Source organism: Cupriavidus sp. 09_S30 (assembly GCF_056930435.1).
The window spans coordinates 3,559,106-3,583,286 of the sequence record NZ_JBXOWI010000001.1 but is presented as its reverse complement, the minus strand read 5'-3'; the positions used below and the strand labels follow the sequence as shown (position 1 = coordinate 3,583,286).

General features: G+C 64.7%; 21 protein-coding genes and 1 tRNA gene. 11 read left to right on the top strand and 11 right to left on the bottom strand.

Annotated features, from left to right (window positions below; translation table 11 throughout):
• Nucleotides 1-8 precede the first annotated feature (8 nt).
• Both AC1Z3O_RS16745 and AC1Z3O_RS16740 read right to left on the bottom strand, forming a co-directional pair.
• The gene (locus tag AC1Z3O_RS16745; RefSeq protein ID WP_483516820.1) at nucleotides 9-1,280 is read right to left on the bottom strand and encodes an HmuY family protein; all 1,272 of its coding nucleotides are present in this window, start codon (nucleotides 1,278-1,280) and stop codon (nucleotides 9-11) included.
• Between the two features lie 29 nt (nucleotides 1,281-1,309).
• Nucleotides 1,310-3,274 (bottom strand): TonB-dependent receptor plug domain-containing protein, encoded by a 1,965-nt coding sequence (locus tag AC1Z3O_RS16740; protein ID WP_483516819.1) that lies wholly within the window; start codon nucleotides 3,272-3,274, stop codon nucleotides 1,310-1,312.
• Nucleotides 3,275-3,877: 603 nt separating this feature from the next.
• Here AC1Z3O_RS16740 and AC1Z3O_RS16735 point away from each other — a divergent pair.
• A complete protein-coding gene (locus AC1Z3O_RS16735) occupies nucleotides 3,878-4,441 on the top strand; it encodes a DedA family protein (RefSeq protein ID WP_483516818.1) in 564 nt (187 codons plus the stop codon).
• A 123-nt stretch (nucleotides 4,442-4,564) separates the two neighbouring features.
• Here the strand turns inward: AC1Z3O_RS16735 and AC1Z3O_RS16730 are convergent, their stop codons facing one another.
• On the bottom strand, nucleotides 4,565-5,038 hold the full coding sequence (locus AC1Z3O_RS16730; protein WP_483517638.1) for an aminoacyl-tRNA deacylase: 474 nt from the start codon (nucleotides 5,036-5,038) through the stop codon (nucleotides 4,565-4,567).
• A 275-nt stretch (nucleotides 5,039-5,313) separates the two neighbouring features.
• Between AC1Z3O_RS16730 and katG the strand changes: the two genes are divergently transcribed.
• The 7 genes from katG (at nucleotide 5,314) to AC1Z3O_RS16695 (ending at nucleotide 14,346) form a co-directional block, all read left to right on the top strand.
• The gene (gene katG / locus AC1Z3O_RS16725; protein ID WP_483516817.1) at nucleotides 5,314-7,494 is read left to right on the top strand and encodes a catalase/peroxidase HPI; all 2,181 of its coding nucleotides are present in this window, start codon (nucleotides 5,314-5,316) and stop codon (nucleotides 7,492-7,494) included.
• A gap of 131 nt (nucleotides 7,495-7,625) precedes the next feature.
• A complete protein-coding gene (locus AC1Z3O_RS16720) occupies nucleotides 7,626-8,882 on the top strand; it encodes an MFS transporter (RefSeq protein ID WP_483516816.1) in 1,257 nt (418 codons plus the stop codon).
• Nucleotides 8,883-9,007: 125 nt separating this feature from the next.
• Nucleotides 9,008-10,066 carry a DMT family transporter gene (locus AC1Z3O_RS16715; RefSeq protein WP_483517637.1) on the top strand — a complete coding sequence of 353 codons (1,059 nt, stop codon included), beginning with the start codon at nucleotides 9,008-9,010 and terminating at the stop codon, nucleotides 10,064-10,066.
• Between the two features lie 212 nt (nucleotides 10,067-10,278).
• Entirely contained in the window at nucleotides 10,279-10,698 is a 420-nt protein-coding gene (locus AC1Z3O_RS16710) for a hypothetical protein (RefSeq protein WP_483516815.1), read from the top strand.
• A gap of 518 nt (nucleotides 10,699-11,216) precedes the next feature.
• Nucleotides 11,217-12,659, top strand: coding sequence for a TolC family protein (locus AC1Z3O_RS16705; RefSeq protein WP_483516814.1), 1,443 nt, complete (start codon nucleotides 11,217-11,219; stop codon nucleotides 12,657-12,659).
• Between the two features lie 2 nt (nucleotides 12,660-12,661).
• Nucleotides 12,662-13,960 (top strand): multicopper oxidase domain-containing protein, encoded by a 1,299-nt coding sequence (locus AC1Z3O_RS16700; protein ID WP_483516813.1) that lies wholly within the window; start codon nucleotides 12,662-12,664, stop codon nucleotides 13,958-13,960.
• Between the two features lie 50 nt (nucleotides 13,961-14,010).
• A complete protein-coding gene (locus AC1Z3O_RS16695) occupies nucleotides 14,011-14,346 on the top strand; it encodes a copper-binding protein (protein WP_483516812.1) in 336 nt (111 codons plus the stop codon).
• Between the two features lie 117 nt (nucleotides 14,347-14,463).
• On the opposite strand, the gene AC1Z3O_RS16690 is transcribed toward AC1Z3O_RS16695, so the two are convergent.
• Nucleotides 14,464-14,784: a hypothetical protein gene (locus AC1Z3O_RS16690; RefSeq protein WP_483516811.1), complete on the bottom strand. Its 321-nt coding sequence runs from the start codon at nucleotides 14,782-14,784 to the stop codon at nucleotides 14,464-14,466.
• A gap of 155 nt (nucleotides 14,785-14,939) precedes the next feature.
• Between AC1Z3O_RS16690 and AC1Z3O_RS16685 the strand changes: the two genes are divergently transcribed.
• Nucleotides 14,940-15,269 (top strand): PXPV repeat protein, encoded by a 330-nt coding sequence (locus tag AC1Z3O_RS16685; RefSeq protein WP_483516810.1) that lies wholly within the window; start codon nucleotides 14,940-14,942, stop codon nucleotides 15,267-15,269.
• 48 nt (nucleotides 15,270-15,317) lie between these two features.
• On the opposite strand, the gene phbB is transcribed toward AC1Z3O_RS16685, so the two are convergent.
• From phbB to AC1Z3O_RS16655, 6 genes are all read right to left on the bottom strand, one after another.
• Nucleotides 15,318-16,061, bottom strand: coding sequence for an acetoacetyl-CoA reductase (phbB, locus tag AC1Z3O_RS16680; protein ID WP_483516809.1), 744 nt, complete (start codon nucleotides 16,059-16,061; stop codon nucleotides 15,318-15,320).
• Between the two features lie 133 nt (nucleotides 16,062-16,194).
• Nucleotides 16,195-16,776 carry a phasin family protein gene (locus AC1Z3O_RS16675; RefSeq protein ID WP_483516808.1) on the bottom strand — a complete coding sequence of 194 codons (582 nt, stop codon included), beginning with the start codon at nucleotides 16,774-16,776 and terminating at the stop codon, nucleotides 16,195-16,197.
• 971 nt (nucleotides 16,777-17,747) lie between these two features.
• Nucleotides 17,748-18,188: a GNAT family N-acetyltransferase gene (locus tag AC1Z3O_RS16670; RefSeq protein WP_483516807.1), complete on the bottom strand. Its 441-nt coding sequence runs from the start codon at nucleotides 18,186-18,188 to the stop codon at nucleotides 17,748-17,750.
• Between the two features lie 415 nt (nucleotides 18,189-18,603).
• Nucleotides 18,604-20,010, bottom strand: a complete 1,407-nt coding sequence (locus tag AC1Z3O_RS16665; RefSeq protein ID WP_483516806.1) for an MFS transporter — start codon at nucleotides 20,008-20,010, stop codon at nucleotides 18,604-18,606.
• A gap of 119 nt (nucleotides 20,011-20,129) precedes the next feature.
• Nucleotides 20,130-21,440, bottom strand: coding sequence for an MFS transporter (locus tag AC1Z3O_RS16660; RefSeq protein ID WP_483516805.1), 1,311 nt, complete (start codon nucleotides 21,438-21,440; stop codon nucleotides 20,130-20,132).
• 99 nt (nucleotides 21,441-21,539) lie between these two features.
• Entirely contained in the window at nucleotides 21,540-22,139 is a 600-nt protein-coding gene (locus tag AC1Z3O_RS16655; protein ID WP_483516804.1) for a TetR/AcrR family transcriptional regulator, read from the bottom strand.
• Nucleotides 22,140-22,355: 216 nt separating this feature from the next.
• On the opposite strand from AC1Z3O_RS16655, the gene AC1Z3O_RS16650 reads away from it, so the two are divergent.
• Nucleotides 22,356-22,430 (top strand) — tRNA-Cys (locus AC1Z3O_RS16650).
• 200 nt (nucleotides 22,431-22,630) lie between these two features.
• The gene (locus AC1Z3O_RS16645; RefSeq protein WP_483516803.1) at nucleotides 22,631-23,071 is read left to right on the top strand and encodes a GNAT family N-acetyltransferase; all 441 of its coding nucleotides are present in this window, start codon (nucleotides 22,631-22,633) and stop codon (nucleotides 23,069-23,071) included.
• 163 nt (nucleotides 23,072-23,234) lie between these two features.
• Here AC1Z3O_RS16645 and AC1Z3O_RS16640 read toward each other — a convergent pair whose 3' ends face one another.
• Nucleotides 23,235-24,152, bottom strand: coding sequence for a LysR family transcriptional regulator (locus tag AC1Z3O_RS16640; protein ID WP_483516802.1), 918 nt, complete (start codon nucleotides 24,150-24,152; stop codon nucleotides 23,235-23,237).
• Nucleotides 24,153-24,181: the final 29 nt, after the last annotated feature.

Below are 24,181 nucleotides of genomic sequence, written 5' to 3'. Positions count from 1 at the left end.
GCGCGGTGTCAGGGCTGGACGTCGAATTCAATGGTCCAGGTCTGCGCGCTCGAGGCGTTGCCGGGGTCGGCGTACTGGATCTGTGCCACGTGGAAGCGCGCATAGGTCTGGCCTTCTCCGCCCCGCAGCAGGCTCGCGCCCTCGGTGTTGGCCTTGATCAGGTGCGCCACCGCCGGCAGCCCTGCCGCCGAGGCGGCAGCCGCAGTCGGGTAATACGTGTACCAGCCGAAGTTCAGGGGATTGGGGTAGGTGCCGGTCTGGGTCGGGTTCAGCGGCGAAGCGTTTGCATCCTTGACCCACTTGCTGGCACTCGCGGGCACCGCGAGATCCGCCGCGCTCAGGTCTGCCTGCGTGCCGGCGAGGTTGGACGCATCGGTGAACTTCGCCGCGATCGGCTTGCCGTTGGCGTCATAGAAGCCTGCAGGCGTCTTCGCCAGGAAGCCGGCCACCTTGCTGCTGCCGGATTCGCCGCCGTTCAGCTTGAGGTTGTAGCGGTTGAAGGCGATATGCCAGTTGCCGCTCGCCGTGGTCTGCGCGCCGGCCACCAAGTCGAAGTAGACCCAGTCGCTGGCGGCATTGACCGTCGCCGTGCGCACCGTGGCGGGCGCGCTGCGGTCGACCCAGCGGAACGAGGGATTGGCCGGCGTGGTGCCGCCGGCGCCGCCGTAGTAGCCGGTGATCTGGAGTGCGAAGACAGGCGCGGCCGCCGTGCCGACCGGATCGGCCTTGGTGCTGTCCGTGGTGATCAGGAAGGTCCGGTAGTTCGGGTAGAGCAGGTGGTCGCTGCTGCCTTTCACGCCGTACTCGAGGAACGCCGAGCCGATGTCGTTCGAAGCGGAGAACACGCCGCTGGCCGCGTCCTTGAAGAAGAGGGTCGACGGGATGGTGCCGCTCACCGGATCCGTGGTGGCGTTCTTCCATGCTCGCAGCTCCGTCCAGCTGTGGTCGAACGGACCGCCGAAGGCGCCGCCGGCGCCCGTGCCGCTGGTGCCGCTATTGGTCCACAGCGTGGGCGTCATGCCGCTGCTCTTGACCTTCAGGTCCCAGGCATTGCCGGTGCAGCCCGCGACTTCCGCCTTGGCATTGAAGTCATAGCAGATCGCGGTGCCGGCGGCGGGCAAGGTGAACGTCCACTTGGCGGACTGGGTGAAGCTGCTGGTATTGGGTGTCCCGGTGCCCGGCTGGTTGCCAGCGTTGCCGTCGTCCCCGCCGCCGCCGCACGCCGCCAGCGTGATGGCCAGCATGGCCGCGCCGAATGTCGATACAGATCTATGCTTCATCTTCAAATTTCTCCCCTGTTGACTTGCTCTTAGTGGGCGGCATCCACGCTGAAACGCGCGCCGAGGTAAATGAACCTGCCTGCCACGGGCCCGAAGTCATTGGCGTTCGAGAAGTCGCGCTGCCTGTCGAAGAGGTTGTTGACCCCGATGAAGGCGGTCACGTTGCGGCCGAGCTTCTGGTTCAGCACGAGATCGAGGGTGGTCCAGCCGGGCGAGCGGGCGCCCGTGGCCGAGTCGACCAGTTCGCTGCTCTGGTAGCGGCCGCGCACGGACAGCTCCGTGGCGGGCAGCACGCGCCAGTCCATGCCCAGCCGCGCCATATTGCGCGGGCGCCGCGTCAGCTCCGTGCCGGTGTTCAGGTCCTCGGTATCCGTGAAGGTGTAGGCGGCGTTCAGCCCCAGCCGGCTGCTGGCCTGCCAGCGCAAGGAGGCCTCCATGCCTTGCGTGCGGGCCCGGGCCACGTTGCGGTAGGTGTAGACCGCAATGCCATTGACCACCGTGAAATTGCTCATGTCGGTCTGGATCAGGTCGGTCACCCGGTTGTAGAAGAGATTTGCATCCAGCGTCAGGCGGTCCTGCCAGCTGAGCGTGCTGCCCAGCTGGAAGCTGTTGGACGATTCCGGCTTCAGGTTCGGGTTGCCGAGCACGATGTAGCCAAGCGAGCTGTGGTCGAACAGGAAGTGGCGCTCCTTCAGGTTCGGCACGCGGTAACCCTGTCCGTAGTTCGCGCGCACGACCCCTTTCCACGCCTCCCCCGTCAGCACATTCGCGCGCACGCCGACCTTCGGCGCGAAGTGGCTGCCGAAGTCCGAGTCGTGCTGGCCGCGCAGGCCGACCACCATCTCCCAGGTGTCATTGAAGAAGATGTCGTTCTGCGCGTAGAGCTCGGCCGCGCTGCGCCGCGCATTGCCGAGCAGTTCGGAGTTGCCGTTGGCGGTCTGGCTCAGGCTCTCGCGGTGCAGGTCGCCACCGAACTGCCAGAGCTGGGACTTCCATGCCGGCATGTCGAACTGAAGCGACAGGTGATCGGTGCGCTGCGACGACGCGCGGGTCGCGGTGCGGAAAGCGTTCGAGTATTCCTGCGTCGTGCTGTCATAGCCCTCGGTCATGCCGGCCACTCTTGCCTGCACGCCATTGCCGAAGCGCCATTTCCCGCCGAAGGTAAAGCGGTCGCGCGTGATGTCCTCGGTCTTGCGCTGCGGCACCTGCACGGGCGGGGCGAAGTACCGGTAGCGCTGCTCGTCCGTCTCGCGGTAGGTGCTGGCGTCGATCCACAGGCTTCCGGCCGCGCTCGGCAGCCATTCCAGGCGGCCCGCGTACTGCTGCCGCCGGACCGCGTCGCCATGACGCGTCCAGCCGTCCGGATCGACCGCGAAGCCCTTGTTGTCGAGGGCGTCCGCCGCGATCCGCGCCCGCCATTGCTCGCCTCCGCCTTCCAGCCGGACATTGCCGTGCAGGGCGCCGGGCGAGCCGCTGGCGTTCTGCGCGCCATAGCTGCCCGCATCCACCGAGGCGGCGCCGGAGAATCCGCGCGCGACCGGCCGGGTGATGACGTTGATGACCCCGCCCATGGCGGAGCTGCCGTACTGTGCGGAACTCGCGCCCTTGACCACTTCGACCCGGTCCACTTCGGTCAGCAGGTATTGCGAGACATCCACCGTCGAGCCCGTGCTGGCCGAGATCGGCAGGCCGTCTATCAGCACCAGCACCTGGTCGCTGGACATGCCTTGCAGCGTCACCTCATACCCGGACTTGCCGTGGATCTCGCGCAGCTGGAGGCCGGGAACGTTTTCCAGCGCGTCCTTCAGCGTGCGCGCATGGGTGCGCTCGATTTCTCGCCGGTCCACCACTTCGGTCCGCACCGGCGTCTCGTCCGCCAGCTTCTCGGAGCGAGTGCCGGTGACCACGATGGTGGGCAGCGCCCCGGATTCCTCTGCCATCGCGCTACCAGGCGACAGCCAGGGGCAAAGGAGCGTGCCGGCAACGATCGACATCGAGCGGCAGCGGAGGGGCGGACGGTTCCGAGACAAGGTGATGGCTACGTAAATGCAAATGGAGTTGCAAATGATAATGGTTTACATTCGCATGTACAAGAACTTACAAATCGGACACAGAAAGGAGAAGGGGACGGCCGCAGGCCATCGGCCGGGTGGCCCTCGCCGGGGACGCGGCGGCACGCGTTCCAGCCGCCGCGCTAAGGACCCAATTCAAACAGGCCGGGGGTACTGCTTCCCTTGTGGCAACAGGACGAAGGGGATGGGCAAGCCAATCTTCGCGTGGCTGATCAGCGCCGGCCCTTGCGCGCCGACCACGGTCACCTACTGACTGGTCTCTTTCGCACTATTTCTCAGGATGCCCGGGCCCTGGTTGGTCGCCTTGCGCTGATCGCGCTGGGATGGGGCCGCGAAGGGGAAGCCTATGGCTGGGCTAAGCCGGCCCGCCCAAACTGAGGAGCGCATGTTCTCCAACTCGCCAGGAAGGGTCAGCATGAGCGCAATGTCCAACGGTAGATCAAGGCAAGGCTTGAGCCGGCGCTTCGGTCGCCAGCGGCGCGGAGCCCAAATGGGTCGTGAGCGAAAAGGGGGAGGTACCTGAACATGGACATCGCCGGCTTGATCCAGTCTTATGGTTACGCGGCGGTTGGCGTGGGCACGTTCCTGGAAGGCGAATCCGTGCTGCTGGCCGCGGGTGCCGCGGCTTTTCACGGCTACCTCTGGCTGCCCGCGGTCATGGGGATTGCCGCCTTGGCGAGCTTTCTGGGTGACCAGTTTTTCTTCTATCTGGGACGCAGGTACGGCAGGCAACTGCTGGCACGGTTCCCCTCCTTGGAGCGGCGTGCCGCTCGTGCGCGTGCGTTGCTGGAGCAGCATCACGTGCCGCTCATACTTATCGTGCGGTTCCTGTACGGGCTGCGCATTGCCGGCCCCATCGCCATCGGCATGAGCAATGTGCACTGGTCCCGGTTTCTGGTTCTGAACCTGGTGGCCGCGATTATCTGGGCAATCCTGATTGCCAGCGCGGGCTACGGCTTGGGCCAAGGCCTGGCCTATTCGCTCGGTGACGCTGACGAAGCGTGGCTGCTGGTTGCTCTCTTGCTTCCGGCCGCCATCTGGTGGCTTGTCAAATACGGCAAGCGCTCAGTATGCACAAGGCGTTCCTGAACGCGCGAAGAAGCTGGCGTCGGTGCGCAGCGTGATCATGGCTGTCATCGTGCCATCTCACACCGCTCATGCTGAGTGGTTTCGAGAAGCGTCCTATAGGGTTCTATAGGACGCTATAGGACCCTATAAAACCCGGTGCGCAAAATGCCCACGCCGTGCGTCGGCCATCAGGTCGACGAATTGATCCGTGCTCATGTGCACCAGTTCCTGCTGGTCTCCCGCCTCGAAGTAGACATCGGCGTGCGTCAGCAGGCTATCGTCGAGCCAAGTCTGCGTCCCGTAGGCCATGCCGACGGGCGGGATCGCCCCGCGGATGCAGTCCTTGAACACTTCGCGCACGCCGCAGTCATGGGCAAGCGACAGCTTGCGGCCGCTTTGTGAGCAGATTTCCGACAGTTTCAGATGGTGAGTCGAAGGAATCACGACTGCAACGTATCCGCTGTTATCTTCCAGCAGGACTGTCTTGGCCAATCGGTCCCCGGGGATGTGCGCAGCCTGTGCCGTCGCCATGCTGCCGGAACTGCCAGGGTGACGTACGGTGTCGAACTGGCTTTGCTTTTTGCGAAGGCATCTTGCCAGCGTGGTAGCCATGGCCATGATTGCATCCTCCGACGCGCCCATCGCGACAATTGTGCGAACAATTATAGAAATTCTGCACGGCGCCAGCGGCATCCGGAACGCGTACGCGTCCAGATCGTCCGGCAGCTTTAATTCCTTCGGTGCATCGGCATCACGTTCTAGGATGATAGGGCGAACAGTGGCGTCCATTTCAGTCCCTCATCCGAAGAAGATCCTTCAAGGCTGGCCTCGAATGAGGGCGAATGGTCACAGCATGGTGTTACGTTGAGTACAGGCGACCAAAGGAGACACACATGGCAACGGAAGAAAAGTGCCCGTTTCTTCATCCGGCAGGTGCTGGCCGATCGCTCCAGGAGTGGTGGCCGGAGCGGCTGAACCTGCATATCCTCCGCCAGAACTCCTCATTGTCCGATCCCATGGGCGAGGATTTCGACTATGCGAAGGAATTCAGCAGCCTCGACTTCGCGGCCGTGAAGAAGGATCTGCAGGCGTTGATGACCGACTCGCAGCCGTGGTGGCCGGCAGACTTTGGACACTACGGCCCGTTGTTCATCCGCATGGCGTGGCATGCGGCAGGCACGTACCGCATCGGCGATGGGCGTGGCGGAGCCGGCACCGGCCAGCAGCGCTTCGCGCCGACCGGCAGCTGGCCTGACAACGTCCTCCTGGACAAGGCGCGCAGGCTGATCTGGCCGATCAAGCAGAAGTACGGCCGCAAGATTTCATGGGCCGACCTGATCGTCCTCGCCGGCAACGTCGCGCTGGAGTCGATGGGGTTCAAGACCTTCGGGTACGGCGGGGGGCGCAAGGACGTCTATGAGCCGGACGACTCCGTCTACTGGGGGAACGAGGCCGAGTGGCTGGCCGACAAGCGCTACAGCGGCAAACGGAACCTCGAGAATCCGTTGGCTGCGGTGCAGATGGGCCTGATCTACGTGAATCCGGAAGGCCCGAATGGCAACCCGGACCCGCTTGCTGCCGCGATCGATGTCCGCGAGACATTCCGCCGCATGGCGATGAACGATGAGGAGACGGTAGCGCTGATCGCGGGCGGCCATGCTTTCGGCAAGACGCATGGCGCGGGTCCCGTGTCCCATGTGGGGCCCGAGCCTGAGGCCGCCGGCCTGGAGGAACAGGGCCTGGGCTGGCGCAGCAGCTTCGGCACGGGCAAAGGCGGTGACGCCATCGGCAGCGGCCTGGAAGTCATCTGGACCACCACGCCGACGAAGTGGAGCAACGACTACTTCAAGCATCTGTTCGAGTATGAATGGGAGTTGACGAAGAGCCCGGCCGGCGCGAATCAATGGAAGCCCAAGGGCGACGCGGGCGCCGGTACCGTGCCCGACCCGGCAGACCCGTCCAAGCGTCGTTCGCCGTCCATGCTGACGACCGACCTCTCGCTAAGGTTCGACCCGATCTACGAGAAGATCTCGCGCCGCTTCTACGAGCATCCGGACGAGTTGGCCGATGCGTTTGCCCGGGCGTGGTTCAAGCTGACCCACCGCGACATGGGGCCGCGCGCACGCTACCTCGGCCCCGAAGTTCCGAAGGAAGAACTCCTCTGGCAAGACCCCATCCCGGCGGTCGACCACCCCTTGGTCGACGACAAGGATGCTGCCGCACTCAAGGCCAAGGTGCTGGCTTCCGGGCTGACCATCCCGCAACTGGTGTCGACGGCGTGGGCATCGGCATCGACGTTCCGAGGCTCGGACAAGCGCGGCGGCGCCAACGGCGCCCGCATCCGCCTGGCGCCGCTGAAGGACTGGGACGCCAACCAGCCCGCCGAACTGGCGAAGGTGCTGCCAATCCTGGAGGGCATCCAGAGCGAGTTCAACAAGGCCCAGAGCGGCGGCAAGAAGGTCTCGATGGCGGATCTGATCGTGCTGGCCGGGTGTGCAGGCGTCGAGCAGGCGGCGAAGAATGCCGGCCACAACGTGACAGTGCCTTTCTCGCCGGGACGCATGGACGCCTCGCAGGAGAAAACGGACCCGGACGCCATGGTGGTGCTCGAACCAATCGCTGACGGCTTCCGCAACTACCTGCAAGGAAAGTTCTCGATCCGGTCCGAGCAATTGCTGGTGGACAAGGCGCAGTTGCTGAGGCTGACGGTGCCCGAGATGACGGTGCTGGTAGGCGGCTTGCGCGTGCTCGATGCCAACTTTGGCAAGTCGCAGCATGGTGTCTTCACGAAGCGCCCTGGAACGCTGTCCAACGATTTCTTCGTGAACCTGCTCGACATGGGCACGGAGTGGAAGCCTGTGTCGGACGAACAGGAGGTGTTCGAAGGCCACGACCGTATGACAGGCGCGCCAAAATGGACTGGCACGCGTGTCGACCTGGTCTTCGGTTCGAACTCCGAGCTGCGGGCAGTTTCCGAGGTGTATGGCGGCGCAGATGCCCAGGAGAAGTTCGTCAAGGACTTCGTGGCAGCGTGGAACAAGGTGATGAACCTGGACCGCTTCGACCTCAGGTGACGACAGAGGCAACGCCGCGGTAACGATGGGGCCGGTCGCAAGACCGGCCTTTTTTCGCGCAAGGAGCGACGGCATGACCTGCGCGAGGTCATCAAGCCGCAAACCATAGTTCACACCGTCACGAAACCAGGATGAACGCGCCCCAATCTGCTGCTGTGGATGCCGCTCGGGGCTGGCTCGCCCGCTTGCTTCTGCCGTCGGGCGTCGATGCCGTCGCCTTGCCGCTGCTCATTGGCCGGGCGCTGCGCGGATTCTGCGACGGATACATCGCCGTGCTGTTGCCGGCGTACCTGCTTGCGCTCGGGTTCGCGCAACTGGCCGTCGGGCTGATCAGCAGCGCCACGCTGATCGGTTCCGCGTTGGCGACGATACTGCTTGGCGTCCTCGGCAACCGCTTTGCGCCGCGCCGCTTGCTGATGCTGGCGGCTGCGGTGATGGCCGCGACCGGGGTGGGCTTTGCTGGACTGTCTTCCCTCTGGCCGCTGCTGGTCGTCGCCTTTGTCGGCACGCTCAACCCAAGCTCCGGGGATGTCAGCGTGTTCCTGCCGCTGGAGCAGGCACGTCTGGCGGAATCATCCACCCCCGATGCGCGGACTGCCTTGTTTGCCCGATACAGCCTGATCGGGGCGCTCTCTGCTGCCATCGGTGCGTTGGCGGCGGCACTGCCAGGCTGGCTCGCTGCGCATGCAAGCCTGTCGGCCCTGGCGGCGATGCGCGTGATGTTCATTGTCTACGCCTTGACCGGTACCGCACTTTGCGTGCTTTATGCGCGCCTGCCAGATCCACATCCGCAGGCTGGCGACGTCGCAACACCGCTAGGCCCGTCGCGCGCAATCGTGGTCCGGCTGGCGCTGCTATTCAGCGTGGACGCGTTTGCGGGTGGCCTAGTGGTCAACGCCTTGCTATCGCTGTGGTTGATGCAGCGCTTTGGACTGTCTCCGGGGGCCGCGGGTCGGTTCTTCTTCTGGGCCGGGCTGCTGACGACCGCCTCCCAGCTTGTCGCTGTACCCCTGGCGCGCAAGATCGGCCTGCTCAACACGATGGTGTTCACCCATATTCCCTCCAGCCTGTGTCTGATTGCGGCGGCCTTCGCCCCGTCGCTTGCCTCGACCCTGGCGTTGCTGCTCGCGCGCAGCGCGCTTTCCCAGTTGGACGTGCCGACCCGGACGGCCTATGTGATGGCGGTGGTGACGCCGCCCGAGCGCACGGCTGCGGCCAGCCTGACGTCGGTGCCCAGAAGCCTGGCCGCAGCCATCAGCCCGACGCTTGCCGGCGCGATGCTGGCAGCCGGGTGGGTCGCTGCACCGCTGATTGCCTGCGGCGTCCTGAAGATTGCCTATGACCTCGCGATGCTGCGCGGATTTCGACGCGTCAAACCGCTCAACTGATCAACCTGGCCGCTTGGAAGCCCCAGGGTCCGGAAGCCAAACGACCGCACGGGTGCAACGGGTATCCGCACTGGCTTGCCCCGGGACGCGCGATAATTGCCATGTTCTCCCCTTGCATTGCCGACATGTCTGTTCGTAACGCTGCTCCCGCTCTCGCGGCCGCGCTGTTGTTCGGCGCCAGCACGCCCCTGGCAAAGACATTGACCGGGGCGATCTCGCCGATCTTGCTGGCGGGCTTGCTCTACCTTGGTAGCGGCCTGGGCCTGGCAGGGGTGCTGCTCGTCAGACGTTTGACCCGGAAAGCGGGGCAAGCGGGTCAGGCGGAGGGGGCGATCCCCCGTCGTGAGATTCCATGGCTGCTCGGGGCGATTCTCGCTGGCGGCGTGCTGGGGCCGGCACTCCTGATGAGCGGGCTGACCCAGACCGGCGCCGCGCCGGCGTCGCTGCTGCTGAACGTCGAAGGGGTCTTTACCGCCCTGATCGCGTGGATCGTGTTCAAGGAGAATGCCGACCGGCAGATCGTGCTCGGCATGGTTGCCATCGTCGCGGGGGGCGTGCTGCTGTCGTGGCAGCCGGATGCGGCGAGCCTGTCGGCAGGCGCAATGCTGATCGTGGCGGCCTGTGCCTGCTGGGCGATCGACAACAACCTCACGCGCAACGTCTCGTCCAATGACGCGGTGCTGATCGCCTGCCTCAAGGGCCTGGTGGCGGGCACCTGCAATACCGGCATTGCGCTCGCAGCCGGCAATGCACTGCCGCCCGCATTGCCGCTGGTCTCGGCCATGCTGGTCGGCTTTGCCGGCTATGGGGTCAGCCTGGCGCTGTTCGTCATCGCACTGCGGCATCTGGGGACGGCACGCACGGGCGCGTACTTCTCGGTCGCGCCGCTGTTCGGCGTGGCGATTTCCTTGCTGATCTGGCCTGCGATTCCAGGCATCCTGTTCTGGAGTGCGGCAGCCCTGATGGCGCTCGGCGTCTGGCTGCATCTGCGCGAGCGACATGAGCACGAACACGTGCATGAGCCGATGGAACACTCCCACGCCCATCGGCACGATGAACACCATCAGCATCAGCACGATTTCCCATGGGACGGCAAAGAACCGCACGTGCACGTCCACCAGCACGAGGCACTGGTTCACAAGCACCCGCACTACCCGGATATCCACCACCGCCATGTGCATTAGCCCATGGGCGCGTAGCGCGACCTTCATTGAGATTCAAGGTCGCCGGCGACGATGTGATGTTCGTCCCGCCGTGCCGATGTGATCAGTGCTGTCCCACGAACCTCACTCGAGCCAGTCGCCGCCTACTGCCGGTAGCGGCCACCCTGGCTGCCACTGGAAACTGATATCCGCTAAACTATGACTCCGCAGCCACAGGGCTGCTGCTGCCACTAATGCTTCGAACCATCACGCGTCTCCTTCTGTTGCTCATCATTGCTGCGCTGCCGCTGCAAGGGGTGACTGCGGCCACGATGATGGTGAAGGGCGCGGCGATGTCTGACGGTACCGGTCAACAGATGACGTCTGCTGGCGGCCACCAAGACTTCGTGGCCGCATCGTCAGATGGTGGCGAGGACCATTGCCTGGGGCATGCGGATGCCGTCGGTATGGACCAGCAAGGCAAGACGGGCAAGCATGCCGGCCATGCGTGCCCAGGCTGCGCCGCCTGCTCCCTTTGTTCGGTTGTCCCTTACGCTTTCCCCCTTTCCGTTCACCTCGACGATGCGCCAGCCCAGGTTCCTTCGAGCCTGATGGAAGCCTTTGTCAGCCACATCCCGGACGCCCTGCAGCGTCCGCCTGCCTTGCTCGCTTGATGCCCTAGGTGCGTCCATTTTCTGGGCGCCAATACCGGGCGTTGGCCACACGCGTGGCTCACGCATACAAGCTCTCCATTTGCAAGGTTTGACATGTCTCCGACACGCTTGCTGGCAGGCGCCAGCCTGGCGCTTGTCTCGGCCTCGGTTTTCGCGCAGGCCTCCGCGCCTCGACCGGACCCGCTTGACCCCAGCGCTCCAGCCACCACCCTGACGGTGCCCCGCACCTTTGACGAATACCTTCCCTACAAGGAACCGAAAGTGGCGCCTTGGCGGGACACCAACTCAGCCGTTTCTCCCACTGCCGGCGTCCAGGGCGGCGGCATGAACCATGGCGGCGGGGCTGCCATGAAGCATGACATGGGCAATGTGAACAGGCCCGAAGCCTCACCGGCGCCTGTGTCGGAAACGGCCCGCCCGGCATCCACGGAGGGGACCCCTCCCAATGGCAACGCACGTCATGCCCCGGCGGGACATGCCGGTCACGCGAACCATCAGATGTAAGGCGGGGACCCGACATGCCTACTAGAACAACACAAGCGCTGAGGCTTGGCGCTTTGGCGATGGCGCTATCGGTCTTCTTGAGTGGTTGTGCCTCGTTCTCCAAGGATGGCGGCTTCGATGCCGTCTCGACAGTCGCAAAGGACCGGCTCGGTAAAGAGGCCGCCTGGGTCAAGTCAGAACAAGACCAGGACGGTGTCTACCAGCGTTCGCAGGAGTTGCTTGCCCAGCCGTTGACGATGGACGGCGCGGTCCAGCTGGCGCTGCTCAACAACCGTGGTCTGCAGGCCACCTATGCCGAGCTTGGTATTTCCGAGGCCGACTATGTCCAGGCCAGCCGCTTGCCCAACCCTGGATTTACCTTCAGTCGCAAGCAGTCCGGGAACGACCTGACCATTGAACGGACCTTTGCCTTGGCCTTCTTCAATGTTCTGACGCTGCCATTCGTTTCCCAAATCGAGGGCAAGCGTTACGAGCAGACCAAGCTACTGGTCGCCAACGAGACGGTGAGGGTGGCGGCAGAAGCGCGCAGAGCGTACGTCAACGCCGTCGCGGCACAGCAGTTTGCGCTGTATGCCGAGCAGGTGAAGGAAAGCGCCGAGGCGGGCGCCACGTTCGCCCAGCGGCTGGCCGCCGCCGGCAGTTTCAGCAAGCTCGACCTCGCGCGCGAGCAGGCCTTCTACGCGGAAACCGCGGGAGCTCTCGCGCGTGCCAGGCGTCAGGCCATTGCCGACCGCGAGAAGCTCATTCGCGCCATCGGCCTGTGGGGCACCGGGGCGAACTTCAACCTGCCAGACCGCTTGCCGGACTTGCCGAAGGAGCGGCCCGAACTCAGCGAGCTCGAGGCCTACGCGATGCGCAACCGCCTGGATATCCAGGCAGGAAAAATGCAGACGCAGAGCGTCGCTTCCTCCCTCGGGCTGACGAAGGCAACGCGCTTCATCAACGTGCTGGACGTCGCTTATTTGCGCAATAGCCTGACTGACGCGCCTCGGGAGACGGGCTATGAAATCAGCGTGCAGATTCCCTTGTTCGACTGGGGCAGCGCCCGCGTTGCGCGTGCCGAGTCTGTCTACATGCAGGCGGTGAACCAACTCGCTCACACGGCCATCAACGCGCGCTCCGAAGTGCGGGAGTCCTATGCGAGCTATCAGATGAGCTATGACATTGCCAAGCACTACCGCGACGAAGTGGTGCCCGTCCGCAAGAGCATCACGGACGAGATGATGCTGCGCTACAACGGCATGCTGGCCAGCGTCTTTGAACTGTTGGTCGAAACCCGTGCCCAGGTCGACGGCGTCAATACCTATATCGGAAGCCTGCGCGACTACTGGCTCGCCGAGACGGATTTGCAGACCGCGCTAGGCGGGAAACTTCCCGCGCAAGGCGACACGGCCGCCGCTATCCCGAGTGGCAAGACCGGCAGCAATACCGGCGCCCCGGACAGACAAGGACAGTAATCATGGTTTCACGTAGACAATTCCTGCAAGGCTCCGGCGCCGCGATGCTCGGTGCCGCTGTCGTCTCGAAGGCGGGGGCTGCATCCTTGCCCGAGGCAGCGCTGCAATCGGGGGCCTCGACTCAACCCCCGCTGGTACCGCAGTCGGGCCGTCCCTATAACCCGGTGGTCACGCTGAACGGCTGGACGCTGCCATGGCGCATGCGCAACGGCTGGAAGGAATTTCATCTTATCGCCGAGCCCGTCGAGCGCGAACTCGCGCCAGGCATGAAGGCCCACCTCTGGGGCTACAACGGGCAAAGTCCCGGGCCCACCATCGAGTGTGTGGAAGGGGACAAGGTCCGCATCTTCGTGACCAACAAACTGCCGGAACACACCACCGTGCATTGGCACGGCATCTTGCTGCCGTCCGGGATGGATGGCGTAGGCGGACTCTCCCAGCCACACATCAAGCCGGGCAAGACCTTCGTCTATGAGTTTGTGATGGGCAAGTCCGGCACCTTCATGTACCACCCGCACTCGGATGAAATGGTGCAGATGGCAATGGGCATGATGGGCTTCATCGTCGTCCACCCCAAGGACACCGCCTTCATGCGCGTCGACCGTGACTTCGTGTTCCTGATGTCGGCCTACGACATCGACCCGGGCTCATACACGCCGCGTGTGGCCACGATGACCGAATTCAATATGTGGACGTGGAACAGCCGCGTGTTTCCAGGCATCGACTCCTTGCCCGTGCGCCTCGGCGACCGCGTGCGCATTCGCATTGGCAATCTCACCATGACCAATCACCCGATCCATCTGCACGGGGCGGACTTTGAGGTGACCGGCACGGACGGTGGCTGGGTTCCCAAGGCGGCACGCTGGCCGGAGGTAACGACCGACGTGGCAGTCGGGCAGATGCGCGCGATCGAGTTTGTCGCGAACAACCCGGGAGACTGGGCCTTCCACTGCCACAAGTCGCACCACACGATGAACGCGATGGGCCATCAGGTTCCCACCATGATTGGCGTCAAGCAGAACGACCTCGCGAGGAAGATGAACAAGCTCGTACCGGACTATATGGGAATGGGCGAAGCGGGGATGGCGGACATGGGGGCAATGGAAATGCCGCTGCCGGACAACACCTTGCCGATGATGTCTGGGCAGGGGCCATTCGGCCCGATCGAGATGGGCGGCATGTTTACCGTGGTGAAGGTCCGGGAGGGACTGGGCCGCAACGACTACAAGGACCCAGGCTGGTACAAGCACCCGAAGGGAACGGTGGCTTATGAGTACACCGGTGACCTGTCCGGCGATTGAGCGATTCGGCGGGCATGCCGCTCGCCCATTTTTTTCAGTAAGGAGTCATCATGATGAAGAAGACCGCCCCCATTCTGGTCGGCCTCACCCTCCTGATATCGGCGCCGGCGTTTGCTGCCGGCGCGGAGGCGAGCAGTGCACCGGCAGCCACTGTCGCCGCAGACAAGGCGTCGCACGGCGAGGTGAAGAAGGTGGATATCCCGGCTGGCAAGCTGACCATCAAGCACGGGCCGCTTGAAAACCTGGGCATGGATGCCATGACCATGGCCTTTCGCGTCAAGGACCCGGCCATGCTGCAACAAGTGGCAGCAGGCGACAGCATTGACTTTGTCGCCGAACACGTCAATGGCGCCCTGACCGTTACCAGCTTGCGGAAGAGCCAGTAGCCGTCACCTCTGCTGTTGAGCCGTGACCTCGCCTTGACGGTTGGATGACCGACAAGGCGGGGCTTGCCTAAGAAAAGACAAAGCGCGGCTGTGCCGAAACGCAAAAGCGGGGGACCACTACTGCTTGCATTCGATCTTCTCTTCGAATTCCCCGTCTTCCTTCCACTCGCGCTCTACTTTGCAAGGCCCATCGCGATACTTCTCTTTCCGCTCATAGCCAGGCGGACCGCCCTTGCACTTGCGTTCCATCTTGTACTCGCCGTCTCGCTTTTGCTCGCGTTCGACTTCGCAAGGACCGCTGCGATACTTTTCCTTCAACTCCTCGCTTTGGGCGGGATAGCCATACTGGGCGAGATGCACGCGATCGTCCGCGTGGACGGTCGCCGAAGCGATGAGGCACAGGAACGCAAGGGTGGGTAATGAGGGGGTGCCACGCATAAGGAAGGCTCTGCAACAGGGTGGCGAAGCATAGCAGCGAGTCTTTCAGCTCGTTGTATCAAGCGGCCTTCGCAAGTTACAAATCGTTACGGGATTCGCCTCGCGGCGCCCAGTGCGAATCAGTAGAGTTGCAGCCGTCCAGGGTGGAGGAAAAGATGAAGCAATTTGCCATGTTTGCGGTGCTTGGCGGCACACTTCTCGCAAACGCTCCGGCTGCAAGCGCACATGTCAACGTCGATATCGGCATAGGCATTCCCGGCGTCGTCTATGCGGAACCGGCACCGGTCTATGTTGCCCCCCGACCGGTATATGTCGCGCCCCAACCGGTTTATGTGGAACCCCGGCCTGTCTATGTACCCCGCCCGGTTGTCGTGGCTCCTGCTCCCTACTGGCGCGGCCGCGATGATGACGATGACGACCAGGGTGAGCGGAGATGGCGCGGGCACGGCCACCGCGACCACGGGCGGCATGGGCACGACGATTGATAGTGCCCCAGGCCCAGTGCCGACCTCGGCCGCGCCGCGCGTTTCACCTCACTGCATGTGCTGGCCGCCATTGATGGCGATGTTCGCTCCGGTCAGGAAGGCTGCTTCCGGCGAGCAAAGATAGGCCACCAGCGCCGCCACTTCCTCCGGTTGCCCGAGGCGCCCCACCGGGATCTGCGGAATGATCTTGGTGTCGAGAATTTCCTGCGGGACAGCGGTCACCATCTTGGTGGCAATGAACCCGGGTGAGATCGTGTTGACCGTCACCCCGCTCTTGGCGACCTCGAGTGCCAGCGATTTGGTGAAGCCATGCATGCCGGCCTTGGCCGCCGCGTAGTTCGATTGTCCGAAGCCACCCTTGGAGCCGATGATGGACGACACATTGATGATGCGTCCCCAGCCGCGCTTCATCATGTCTTCGCACACCGGCTTCGTCATGTTGAACACGGAATCGAGATTGGTGCTCAGCACGGCGTCCCAGTTGACCTTGTCCAGCTTCTTGAAGCTGGTGTCGCGCGTGATTCCGGCGTTGTTGATCAGGATGTCGACTGCGCCCAGTTCCTCCCGCAGCGTGGCTACGCATTGCTGACAGGAATCGTAGTCGGCGACGTCGACGGCATAGGCGTGGAATCTGCGGCCCTGCTCCTCCATCCGCTTGAGCCAGTCTGCGACGCCGGTATTGCCAGGGGAATGCGTGACTGCCACCGTACAGCCGGCATCGTGGAGCCGGATACTGATGGCTTCACCCAGGCCGCCCATCCCACCCGTCACTAGCGCGAGCTTCTTGGTCATCTTCTCAATCTCCATGTATTGGCGTATCGATATCGGTGATTCTGGCCACGTCTCGGCGGCAGAATCACCGCAATTCCCTCGAAATCTGGCCGCCGCAGTGCTGCGACGGCTGTCATGCCAGTGCTGGAACAAGCTACTTCGCGGCTGCCTGTGAGGCTGGTGTCGCACGATTTCGCTTGCCGTTCGACGCCGCCTCGGCGGTCGAGTAGAAGCCGTTCTCCGCCACCTGGATTGCCTGTTTCATCGTCGCCTGCATCGACTCGTAGAACGCACTGGTCGCGTTGACGACTCCTTGGCAGGCTGCCAGCGGTGAGGCGGCTAGCGGTGTCGGCGAGCCGATTGGCGCGTTGCTCGCCAGGCCATTGAGGAGATCCTGGAATCCCTGCCTGCTTGCCGCATACTGGGCCTCGAGAACCTTGTCGAACTCTGCGCGTGTCGCGGCAAGGATGTCGAATGCCTGGCGTCGATATGCCAATGCGCTATCCGTTGCCGGCTGCAGCAGTTCCATTTGAAGCGCAAGGAATTGTTGCGGTTCGCGAACGGCCAAAGCCTTCTTGGTGCTTTCCTGCACATCCGTCATGGCCGATAGCATTGTCTGGAGATTCAGCTCAAGCAATCTGCCCAGGCCATCCAGCATTTTGTTGGTGAGCCCTGTCATGGCTTCGACGTTTGTCGCCTGTAGTTTGCTGAATTTCTCGGGGGACCAATTCGTCATCTTGCGTCTCCTGATTGCGCTCGCCGGTCGCCTCGTCGGACAACAACTCGCCGGCGTGCAGTTCTGGTGAAAAACTTTTTTATGTCACTGCTTCCGTGGGCAGTGCAAGATTCGCACCTGCCCCACATCGGTAGCCCCTTGACCCGCTGAGGCTAGATGTTCTTCAAGAGACGAGCGTGGCTCGACTCGGTTTCGCGTGAGCGTGCCCCAAGGCCTTGAGAAAGGCATAGCCTTGGATTGTGACCTGCGGTCGGCTGTGGTTTGGTCCACGTCGCTCAAGTGTGATCAGTTGGTGCGTCAGCAATGCCTCTACATCGACACGGTCCAGCCCGGCGGCGTCCGGGCTATCGCTGACCAGTACCAGAGTGGCGAATTCATGGGGGCTCAGCACGGTCGTCTCCTAAGCTATTGATTTATTTTTGCTACGGGACCTCACCTTCATCCATGCCGGCGAGTCTGCCGCTTGCGCAGACCACTACTTTGCCGTCATGGGCAGGCCGGGCTGGTGGGTGCTTGCAATTGCGCGGTAAGGAACCATCGTAGCTCCCACTCTTTGACAATTCAATGAAACGGAAGGGGGAATTTTTAAAGAAATTCCTCATTCTTCTCATTCCTGCCATTTCGCCTAGGGCGTGTTGCAATGCACGACGCAATGCCTCACGACCTAATGCATCACCGCCATCACCTATCGATGACCGGACGGTCGGAATATGCACAGTCCCTGGGATTGAATCGCCACGTTGGTGCTTGCATTGCTAAGTGACCGTTCAGGCAGCGACATCTCTACTGCATGATTGACCTCACCAACATGGCAGAGCTGAGCCTTGGTGAACTCGAAGCGCGTGCTATCCGATATGGTGACGGCAGGAAGACCGCTGCGAACCCCCGGCTTTATTTGAAGGTGTCGTAGATTTTCGGCGCACGCCGACGAAGTCGTGTGAAAGCGCCGGGCTACCCATGGCCCCCGGCCGCTAGCACAGGGAAATCTTGATTGCCTTGCAGTTGCGAAACCTGTTCACCAGCTTCTGCGTCAGATCCAGTTCTTCCGGCAACGGCTCTTCACCCTTGAGCGCGTCGCCCCGATGGATGGCAAGGCCGAGGCGGCCTGCGGTAACGAGTACGGCTTTAGTACACCCGGCAGTCAACGCCAGCATGAGCACACTGCCAACGAGGCGGGTCGCGATCTGATGCCCACGGTATTCCTGCAGTACAGCAACTGACCGGACCACGACCGTGGCACCGTACAGCTCGGCAGAAGCGCAACCAACGATGTGGTCCCCTAGCAGTGCAATATGAAAGGAGCGCAGAGCTTGGTCGACGGCCTCGATCGGCAAGCCACAACACCCGAGGACGTCCGCGATGGCCGGCCAATCGGCAACATCTGCTGCCCGGATCTGCAAATTCCGCATCATTTCCAGCGACTCCTTGTCTCTACAGCAGGCTCGGGGACCAGGACATAGGAAGGAAGGCATCCTCTAAGACTGGAATAATCAAGCTAGCACAATCGGCGGATAGAGCGGGAGCAGAAGAAACCCCGATAAGGCGCATTCAGGGCGCATTCGACTGACGACTCGTGTTCGCGCTGTCGCTGCGCCCGCAGCGGCATGGCCGCTCGATAAGCTGCGCCGCAGCATCGAACGCAGCCGATCGGATCGTGAGGTGCGCCTGGTCCACTGAATCACTGAAATTGGTCGGTGCCTGCCATGCCATGCGGGTTCATCGCGTCGTTGCAAATGCTCGCAATAGCCGTGCTATTGCTGCGCTTTGCGCCTAGCGCTGATTCCCGCATGGCATGTCCTTCACCTCCCATTTCAATGATTCAGCGGACTAGGCCGAGGTCCGGCGCGGCGCGCCCGAAATGCCCTCGCCGGCGTCGGCCGGCAGCGCCGCGAACATCGGCCACGAGGCGAGCACGACCACGGCGGTCGCCAGGAAGGCACAGGCGAAGTCGATGCGGCTGGCGTGCACGCGGCCGGACAGCAGCATGGTGACTTGCATCGAGCCGGCGGCGATGGCGACCCCGACGGCCTTCATCATCTGTTGTGCGGTGCCCTGGAAGGAGGTGGCCGCCGACAACTGCCGCGCCGGCACGTCGGCGAAGGCCAGCGCACCCATCGAGGCAAAGCTGAGCGAACGGCTCAGGCCGCCGAACAGCAGCAGCGCGAAGATCGCCGCTTCAGGCCAGGCCGGCGACAGGGTCGTGCAGATCGCCAGCATCAGCGCGAACGAGATGCTGCCGGCGATCAGCACCGTGCGCACCGACAGCCAGTGCAGGGCGAAACGCGTCATCGGCCGCATGCAGAAGGAGCCGAGCGCGCTGGCCAGCGAGATCAGTCCGCTCATCGACGCGCTCAGCCCGAAGCCCAGCTGCAGCGTCAGCGGTACCAGGAAGGGCAGGGCGCCGGCGCCGGCGCGGAACAGGCTGCCGGCCACGGTGGCGGCATGAAAGGTGGGAATCGTCAGCAGCGAGAAGTCGATTGCCGGGTTGGGCGCGCGGCGGCAGTGCCGCACCGTCAGCCAGAACAGCAGCAGGCCCGCCACCACGCACAGCAGCGGCACGTAGGCGGGCAGCACGCCGCGGCCGAGGGTTTCCACGCCCACCATCAGCGAGGTCAAGGAGAGCCCGACCAGCGCCATGCCGGGCAGGTCCGGCGCCGGCGGCCGCTCGCTGTCCGAGGGCGGGATCAGCCAAGCGCACAACAGCATGCCGGCCAGTCCGACCGGCACATTGATCCAGAAGACGCTGCGCCAGGACAGGGCATCGGTCAGGAAGCCGCCCAGCGGGGGGCCAAGCACGGGGCCCACCAGCGCGGGCATGGTCAGCCAGGTGGTGGCCGACAGCATTTCCTCGCGGCGCACCTGCCGGAACAGGATCAGGCGGCCGACCGGCACCATCATGGCCCCGCCCAGGCCCTGCAGCACGCGCGCCGCGATCAGGCCGGGCAGGCCGCTGGAAATGGCGCACAGCACCGAGGCCAGCGTGAAGGTCGCAATGGCCGCCATGAACACGCGCTTGGCGCCGAAGCGGTCGGCGATCCAGCCGCTGATGGGGATGAACACCGTCAGCGCGATCAGGTAGGAGGTGATGGCGCTGCTCAGGTGCACCGGGTTGACGCCCAGGTCGCGCGCCATGCTGGGCAGCGCGGTGGCCACCACGGTCGCATCGATGTTCTGCATGAACAGGGCGCTGGCGACGACGGCCGCGATGATGCGGAAATTGTGCTTGCCTGGCATGGACGTGGGCGGAAACGGCATGTCGGGCGATTATACGGTCGGCATGCGCGCGCTTGCCGTGGCCACTGCGCCGGGTTTGCTGCGGTGCCGCGGGGGCGCCAGCCGGGCGCCCTCCGGGTTCAGGCCTGCGCGGGTTGCGCGGCGCTGGCCGCCGCCCGTTCTGGGCGCGTGCGCGCCGCCAGCGCCAGCAGTGCCGCCACCAGGCAGGCACTGCCTGCCACGTAGAGCGCCGGCGTGTAGGTCAGCAGCAGCGTGCGGCTGAGGCCGGCACCGTAGGCCGCGGTGGCCGCGCCGATCTGGTGGGCGGCGAAGACCCAGCCGAATACCATCGGCGCGCGTTCCTTGCCGAAGGCGGAGCCGGCCAGCTTGACCGTGGGCGGCACCGTGGCGATCCAGTCCAGCCCATAGAACATCGCGAACAGCGACAGGCCGTACAGCGTAAAGGTGGAGTGCGGCAGCCAGAACAGCGACAGGCCGCGCAGCGCGTAGTACCAGCACAGCAGCTTGCGGCTGTCGTAGCGGTCGGACAGCCAGCCCGAGGTGATGGTGCCGACGAAGTCGAAGGCCCCCATCATTGCCAGCACCGAGGCGGCAGGCACGGCGGCCAGGCCGAAATCGCCGCACAGCGAGATGAAATGGGTCTGGATCAGTCCGTTGGTGCTGAGGCCACAGATGAAGAAGGTGCCGGCCAGCACCCAGAAGGTCTGGCTGCGCGCGGCGTCGCGCAGCGCCAGGAAGGGTGTGCGCAGGCTGGCGGGCGGCGGCGGAGAGTCCGGCGCCGGCGCCGCTGCAGCGGGCACTTCGCCAAAGGCTGCCAGCCCGACGTCGCGCGGCCGGTTCTGCATCAGCATGAGCACCAGCGCCGTCAGCACCGAGCAGGCGAGCAGCACCGGGATCACAGCCGTGCGCCAGCCGAGGTGCTCGATCAGCCAGGCGGCCAGGGGCAGGAAGGCGAGCTGCCCGGTGGCTGCGCTGGCGGTCAGGATGCCCACCACCAGGCCGCGCCGCGCGGTGAACCAGCGGTTGGCCACCATGGCTGCCAGTACCAGTGCCGTCATGCCCGAGCCGATGCCCAGCATCAGGCCCCAGGCGATGAAGAGTTGCCAAAGCTCCCGCGCCACGGTGGCAAGCGCCATGCCGCCGGCGATCAGCGCCAGTGCGGCGGCGACCACCTTGCGCACGCCGAAGCGGTCCATCAGCATGGCCGAGAAGGGTGCCATCAGGCCATACAGCGCGAAGCGCACCGCCAGGATCGAGGAGATCTGCTCGGTGCTCCAGCCATGCTCGCGGGACAGCGGTGTCAGGAAGGCGCCGGGCAGGCCGAGCGCGGCCGAGGTCGTGAGCATGACCAGGAAGGTCAGCGCGGCGACGAGCCACGCGTAGTGAATGCCGCGCCGGTCGAGCCTGCGGCTGAGTCGCTGGGAGAGCATAGGTCGGTATGGGGGCGTTTGGCGCGGGCATCCGGCGTGCGGGCCCGCGCGCTCTGGTTTGTCGTTGGTCGCCGCTTGTCGCTGCGGCCGCGGCCGGGGCTAGCCGCCGTCTGGCGTGCCGAGCATCAGCTCGCGCATGCCGGCCAGGAACTCGTCGGAGATGGCGTCGTCCTGTGTGGCGCGCGCCAGCAGCACGGCGCCGGTCATCGCGGCGATCTCCGCCAGCGCGCGGCGGCGCCGGGCGGCCGGCTCGGGCTCGTCGATGGTGCGTTCCCACTGCGCGGCCAGTTGTTCCAGGCCTTCGCGAAAGGCCTGCCGCACCGGCTTGTCGGCTTCCTCGCGGGCGACGTCGCCGCAGATGGCCACGGCCGGGCAGCCGCCGCCCGGATCGTCGCGGTGGCGCGCCGACAGGTAGGGCTCGGCGATCCGCGCGCGCATGGCCTGGCGATCGCCTGCGGCGGCCTCGATGCGGTGATCCCAGCGCTGCGCCGACTCGGCGAAGGCGCGTGCGCAGGCGATGGCGGCGAGCGCGTCCTTGGAGTCGAAGTGGCTGTAGAAGCCGCCATGTGTCAGGCCGGCCGAGCCCATCAGCTCGGCCACGCTGATGCCTTTCAGGCCGCGCTCGCGGAACAGCCGCGAGGACGCGGCTTCAATGGCTTCGCGGTGCTTGTCTGCCTGTTCGCGTGATGATCTTGCCATGGGTACGGGTCCTCTCTGGGGTGGCTTGCTGCATCATAGATGATGGTCATCATTTATTCAATGCGCACCGGTGTCATGCCCATGCAAAGCAGGGCTGGCAAGCTGTGGGAGAGGCAGGGGCAGGCTGTGCAGAGTTTTCGAATTCCGGATACACTGCGGCCCGCGATGACGCATGGGACGCTTTCTGTTTCCCGGTGCCGCGCAAAGCCCATCCAAGGCGGGGTGGCAGAGTGGTTATGCGACGGCCTGCAAAGCCGTACACGACGGTTCGATTCCGTATCCCCGCCTCCAATCTCCCCTTGTCCAGCCACTTTCCCCGCGCGGCGCTCGTTCTGCCGTCGCCGCGGTATGTGTGTCAGCGTCTATGGAACAATGACGCGAAGTGCGCTAGTGTGTCCACAGCCGGGGGCAATCGAGCAGTCCAGGCAGTCACAATAATCAGATCTCCATCGCGGAGCCCCGCCATGCGGGCGGGTAAAGGAGATGTCCCAATGACAAGAGACTTGCAGCTCCGCGGGGCGCAGGCATCGGACCTGCCCGCCATCGCGGCATTGCTCGAGTGTTGCGGGTTGCCTTCGGCGGATATCCAGCCGCTGCAGCAGTGGTTCCATGTGGCCGTGCTGGATGGCCGGCTGGTGGGCTGTGCCGGCGCCGAACGCTATGGCAGGAGCATGGTGGTCAGGTCGGTGGCGGTCCTGCCGGACTATCGCGACCGCGGCATCGCCTCGCATCTGGTACAGGCCGTGCTGACGCGCGCCCGCGCGGACGGCTGCCGCCACGCCGTGCTGTTGTCGGCCAATTCTCCCAGCTACTTCGCACGCTACGGCTTCTCGCTGGTGGCCGCTTCCCGGCTGCCGCCCGAGGTGCTCGCCTCGCCCGAGTTCAGCCGCGGCGGCGACGCGCCGGCGCTGTGCATGCAGTGCGTGTTGTAGCCTGTTTGCTACCCCAGTAGTCCATTTGCAAGCGCAGGCGCTGCCCTGAGGGCGTCTCGCGCAGGCGCTCGGTGGCGGGTGCTCAAGCGTCGGGAAGGCGGCGCCGCTGCGGCCTCATCCTTGCCGGAAACAGGGCTGCCGTGGCTGGACTGTGGTGCCGGCGCTACCAGCCGGCGTAGCGCTCGCCGGCGTCGTGGCCGGCGAAGTGTTCGGCCAGGAAGTCGACGAAGGCGCGCACCTTGGCCGACAGCTTGTCGCGGCTCAGGTAGACGGCGTAGATGTCGGCCGGCGGTGCGGCCCAGTCCGGCAGCACCTGGCGCAGGCGGCCCGAGCGCAGCATCGGCGCCACGTCCCATTCGGAGCGCAGCAGGATGCCGTGTCCCTGCAGCGCCCAGCCCACCGCCACCTCGCCGTCATTGGTGGCCGCCGGGCCGCGTACCTTGACCGTCTCCTGCCGGCCGGCGGACTGCAGCTGCCAGCTGCCGTAGGCTTGGTCGCTCTCCCGGATCACGATGCAGCGGTGGCGCTGCAGTTCGCGCGGCGTGGCCGGCGTGCCGTGGCGCTCGAGGTAGGCGGGTGCGGCGCACAACAGGCGGCGGTTCGGTGCCAGCCGGCGCGCGCTCAGGCGCGCGTCGGGCAGGTCGCCCACGCGGATGCCGACATCGAATCCCTCTTCGGCCAGGCTGAGCGGCCGGTCGCTCAGTTGCAGCTGGACCTCCACCTCCGGGCAGGCCAGCAGGAAGGTGCCCACTGCCGGCGCCAGGTGCCGGCGACCGAATCCCAGCGTGGCGTTGACCCGCAGCAGCCCGCGCGGCGCCACGCGGCTGCCGGCCAGCCCCTGCTCCAGCTCCTCCAGCTCGGCCAGGATGCGGCCGCCCTGTTCGAGGTAGGCCTCGCCCTCCTGCGTCACGCTCAGGCTGCGCGTGGTGCGGTGGAGCAGGCGCACGCCCAGCCGTGCTTCCAGCGCGGCCAGCCGCTTGCTGGCGGTGGAAGGCGTGACGCCAAGCTGCTGCGCCGCGCCGGCCAGGCTGCCGCGCTTGACCAGCAGCACGAAGAAGGCGAGATCGGAGAATCCGTCCATGGGGGCAGCCGCCTCCTATTCGTGAATCA

Coding starts and splice junctions, on each gene's coding strand:
- AC1Z3O_RS16640 (WP_483516802.1), bottom strand. CDS start 24,152: ATGGACGGATTCTCCGATCTCGCCTTCTTCGTGCTGCTGGTCAAGCGC.
- AC1Z3O_RS16745 (WP_483516820.1), bottom strand. CDS start 1,280: ATGAAGCATAGATCTGTATCGACATTCGGCGCGGCCATGCTGGCCATC.
- AC1Z3O_RS16645 (WP_483516803.1), top strand. CDS start 22,631: ATGACAAGAGACTTGCAGCTCCGCGGGGCGCAGGCATCGGACCTGCCC.
- AC1Z3O_RS16670 (WP_483516807.1), bottom strand. CDS start 18,188: ATGATGCGGAATTTGCAGATCCGGGCAGCAGATGTTGCCGATTGGCCG.
- AC1Z3O_RS16695 (WP_483516812.1), top strand. CDS start 14,011: ATGATGAAGAAGACCGCCCCCATTCTGGTCGGCCTCACCCTCCTGATA.
- AC1Z3O_RS16710 (WP_483516815.1), top strand. CDS start 10,279: ATGCTTCGAACCATCACGCGTCTCCTTCTGTTGCTCATCATTGCTGCG.
- AC1Z3O_RS16665 (WP_483516806.1), bottom strand. CDS start 20,010: ATGCCAGGCAAGCACAATTTCCGCATCATCGCGGCCGTCGTCGCCAGC.
- AC1Z3O_RS16685 (WP_483516810.1), top strand. CDS start 14,940: ATGAAGCAATTTGCCATGTTTGCGGTGCTTGGCGGCACACTTCTCGCA.
- AC1Z3O_RS16675 (WP_483516808.1), bottom strand. CDS start 16,776: ATGACGAATTGGTCCCCCGAGAAATTCAGCAAACTACAGGCGACAAAC.
- AC1Z3O_RS16740 (WP_483516819.1), bottom strand. CDS start 3,274: ATGTCGATCGTTGCCGGCACGCTCCTTTGCCCCTGGCTGTCGCCTGGT.
- AC1Z3O_RS16715 (WP_483517637.1), top strand. CDS start 9,008: ATGTCTGTTCGTAACGCTGCTCCCGCTCTCGCGGCCGCGCTGTTGTTC.
- AC1Z3O_RS16700 (WP_483516813.1), top strand. CDS start 12,662: ATGGTTTCACGTAGACAATTCCTGCAAGGCTCCGGCGCCGCGATGCTC.
- phbB (WP_483516809.1), bottom strand. CDS start 16,061: ATGACCAAGAAGCTCGCGCTAGTGACGGGTGGGATGGGCGGCCTGGGT.
- AC1Z3O_RS16720 (WP_483516816.1), top strand. CDS start 7,626: ATGAACGCGCCCCAATCTGCTGCTGTGGATGCCGCTCGGGGCTGGCTC.
- AC1Z3O_RS16655 (WP_483516804.1), bottom strand. CDS start 22,139: ATGGCAAGATCATCACGCGAACAGGCAGACAAGCACCGCGAAGCCATT.
- AC1Z3O_RS16735 (WP_483516818.1), top strand. CDS start 3,878: ATGGACATCGCCGGCTTGATCCAGTCTTATGGTTACGCGGCGGTTGGC.
- AC1Z3O_RS16705 (WP_483516814.1), top strand. CDS start 11,217: ATGCCTACTAGAACAACACAAGCGCTGAGGCTTGGCGCTTTGGCGATG.
- AC1Z3O_RS16730 (WP_483517638.1), bottom strand. CDS start 5,038: ATGGCCATGGCTACCACGCTGGCAAGATGCCTTCGCAAAAAGCAAAGC.
- AC1Z3O_RS16690 (WP_483516811.1), bottom strand. CDS start 14,784: ATGCGTGGCACCCCCTCATTACCCACCCTTGCGTTCCTGTGCCTCATC.
- AC1Z3O_RS16660 (WP_483516805.1), bottom strand. CDS start 21,440: ATGCTCTCCCAGCGACTCAGCCGCAGGCTCGACCGGCGCGGCATTCAC.
- katG (WP_483516817.1), top strand. CDS start 5,314: ATGGCAACGGAAGAAAAGTGCCCGTTTCTTCATCCGGCAGGTGCTGGC.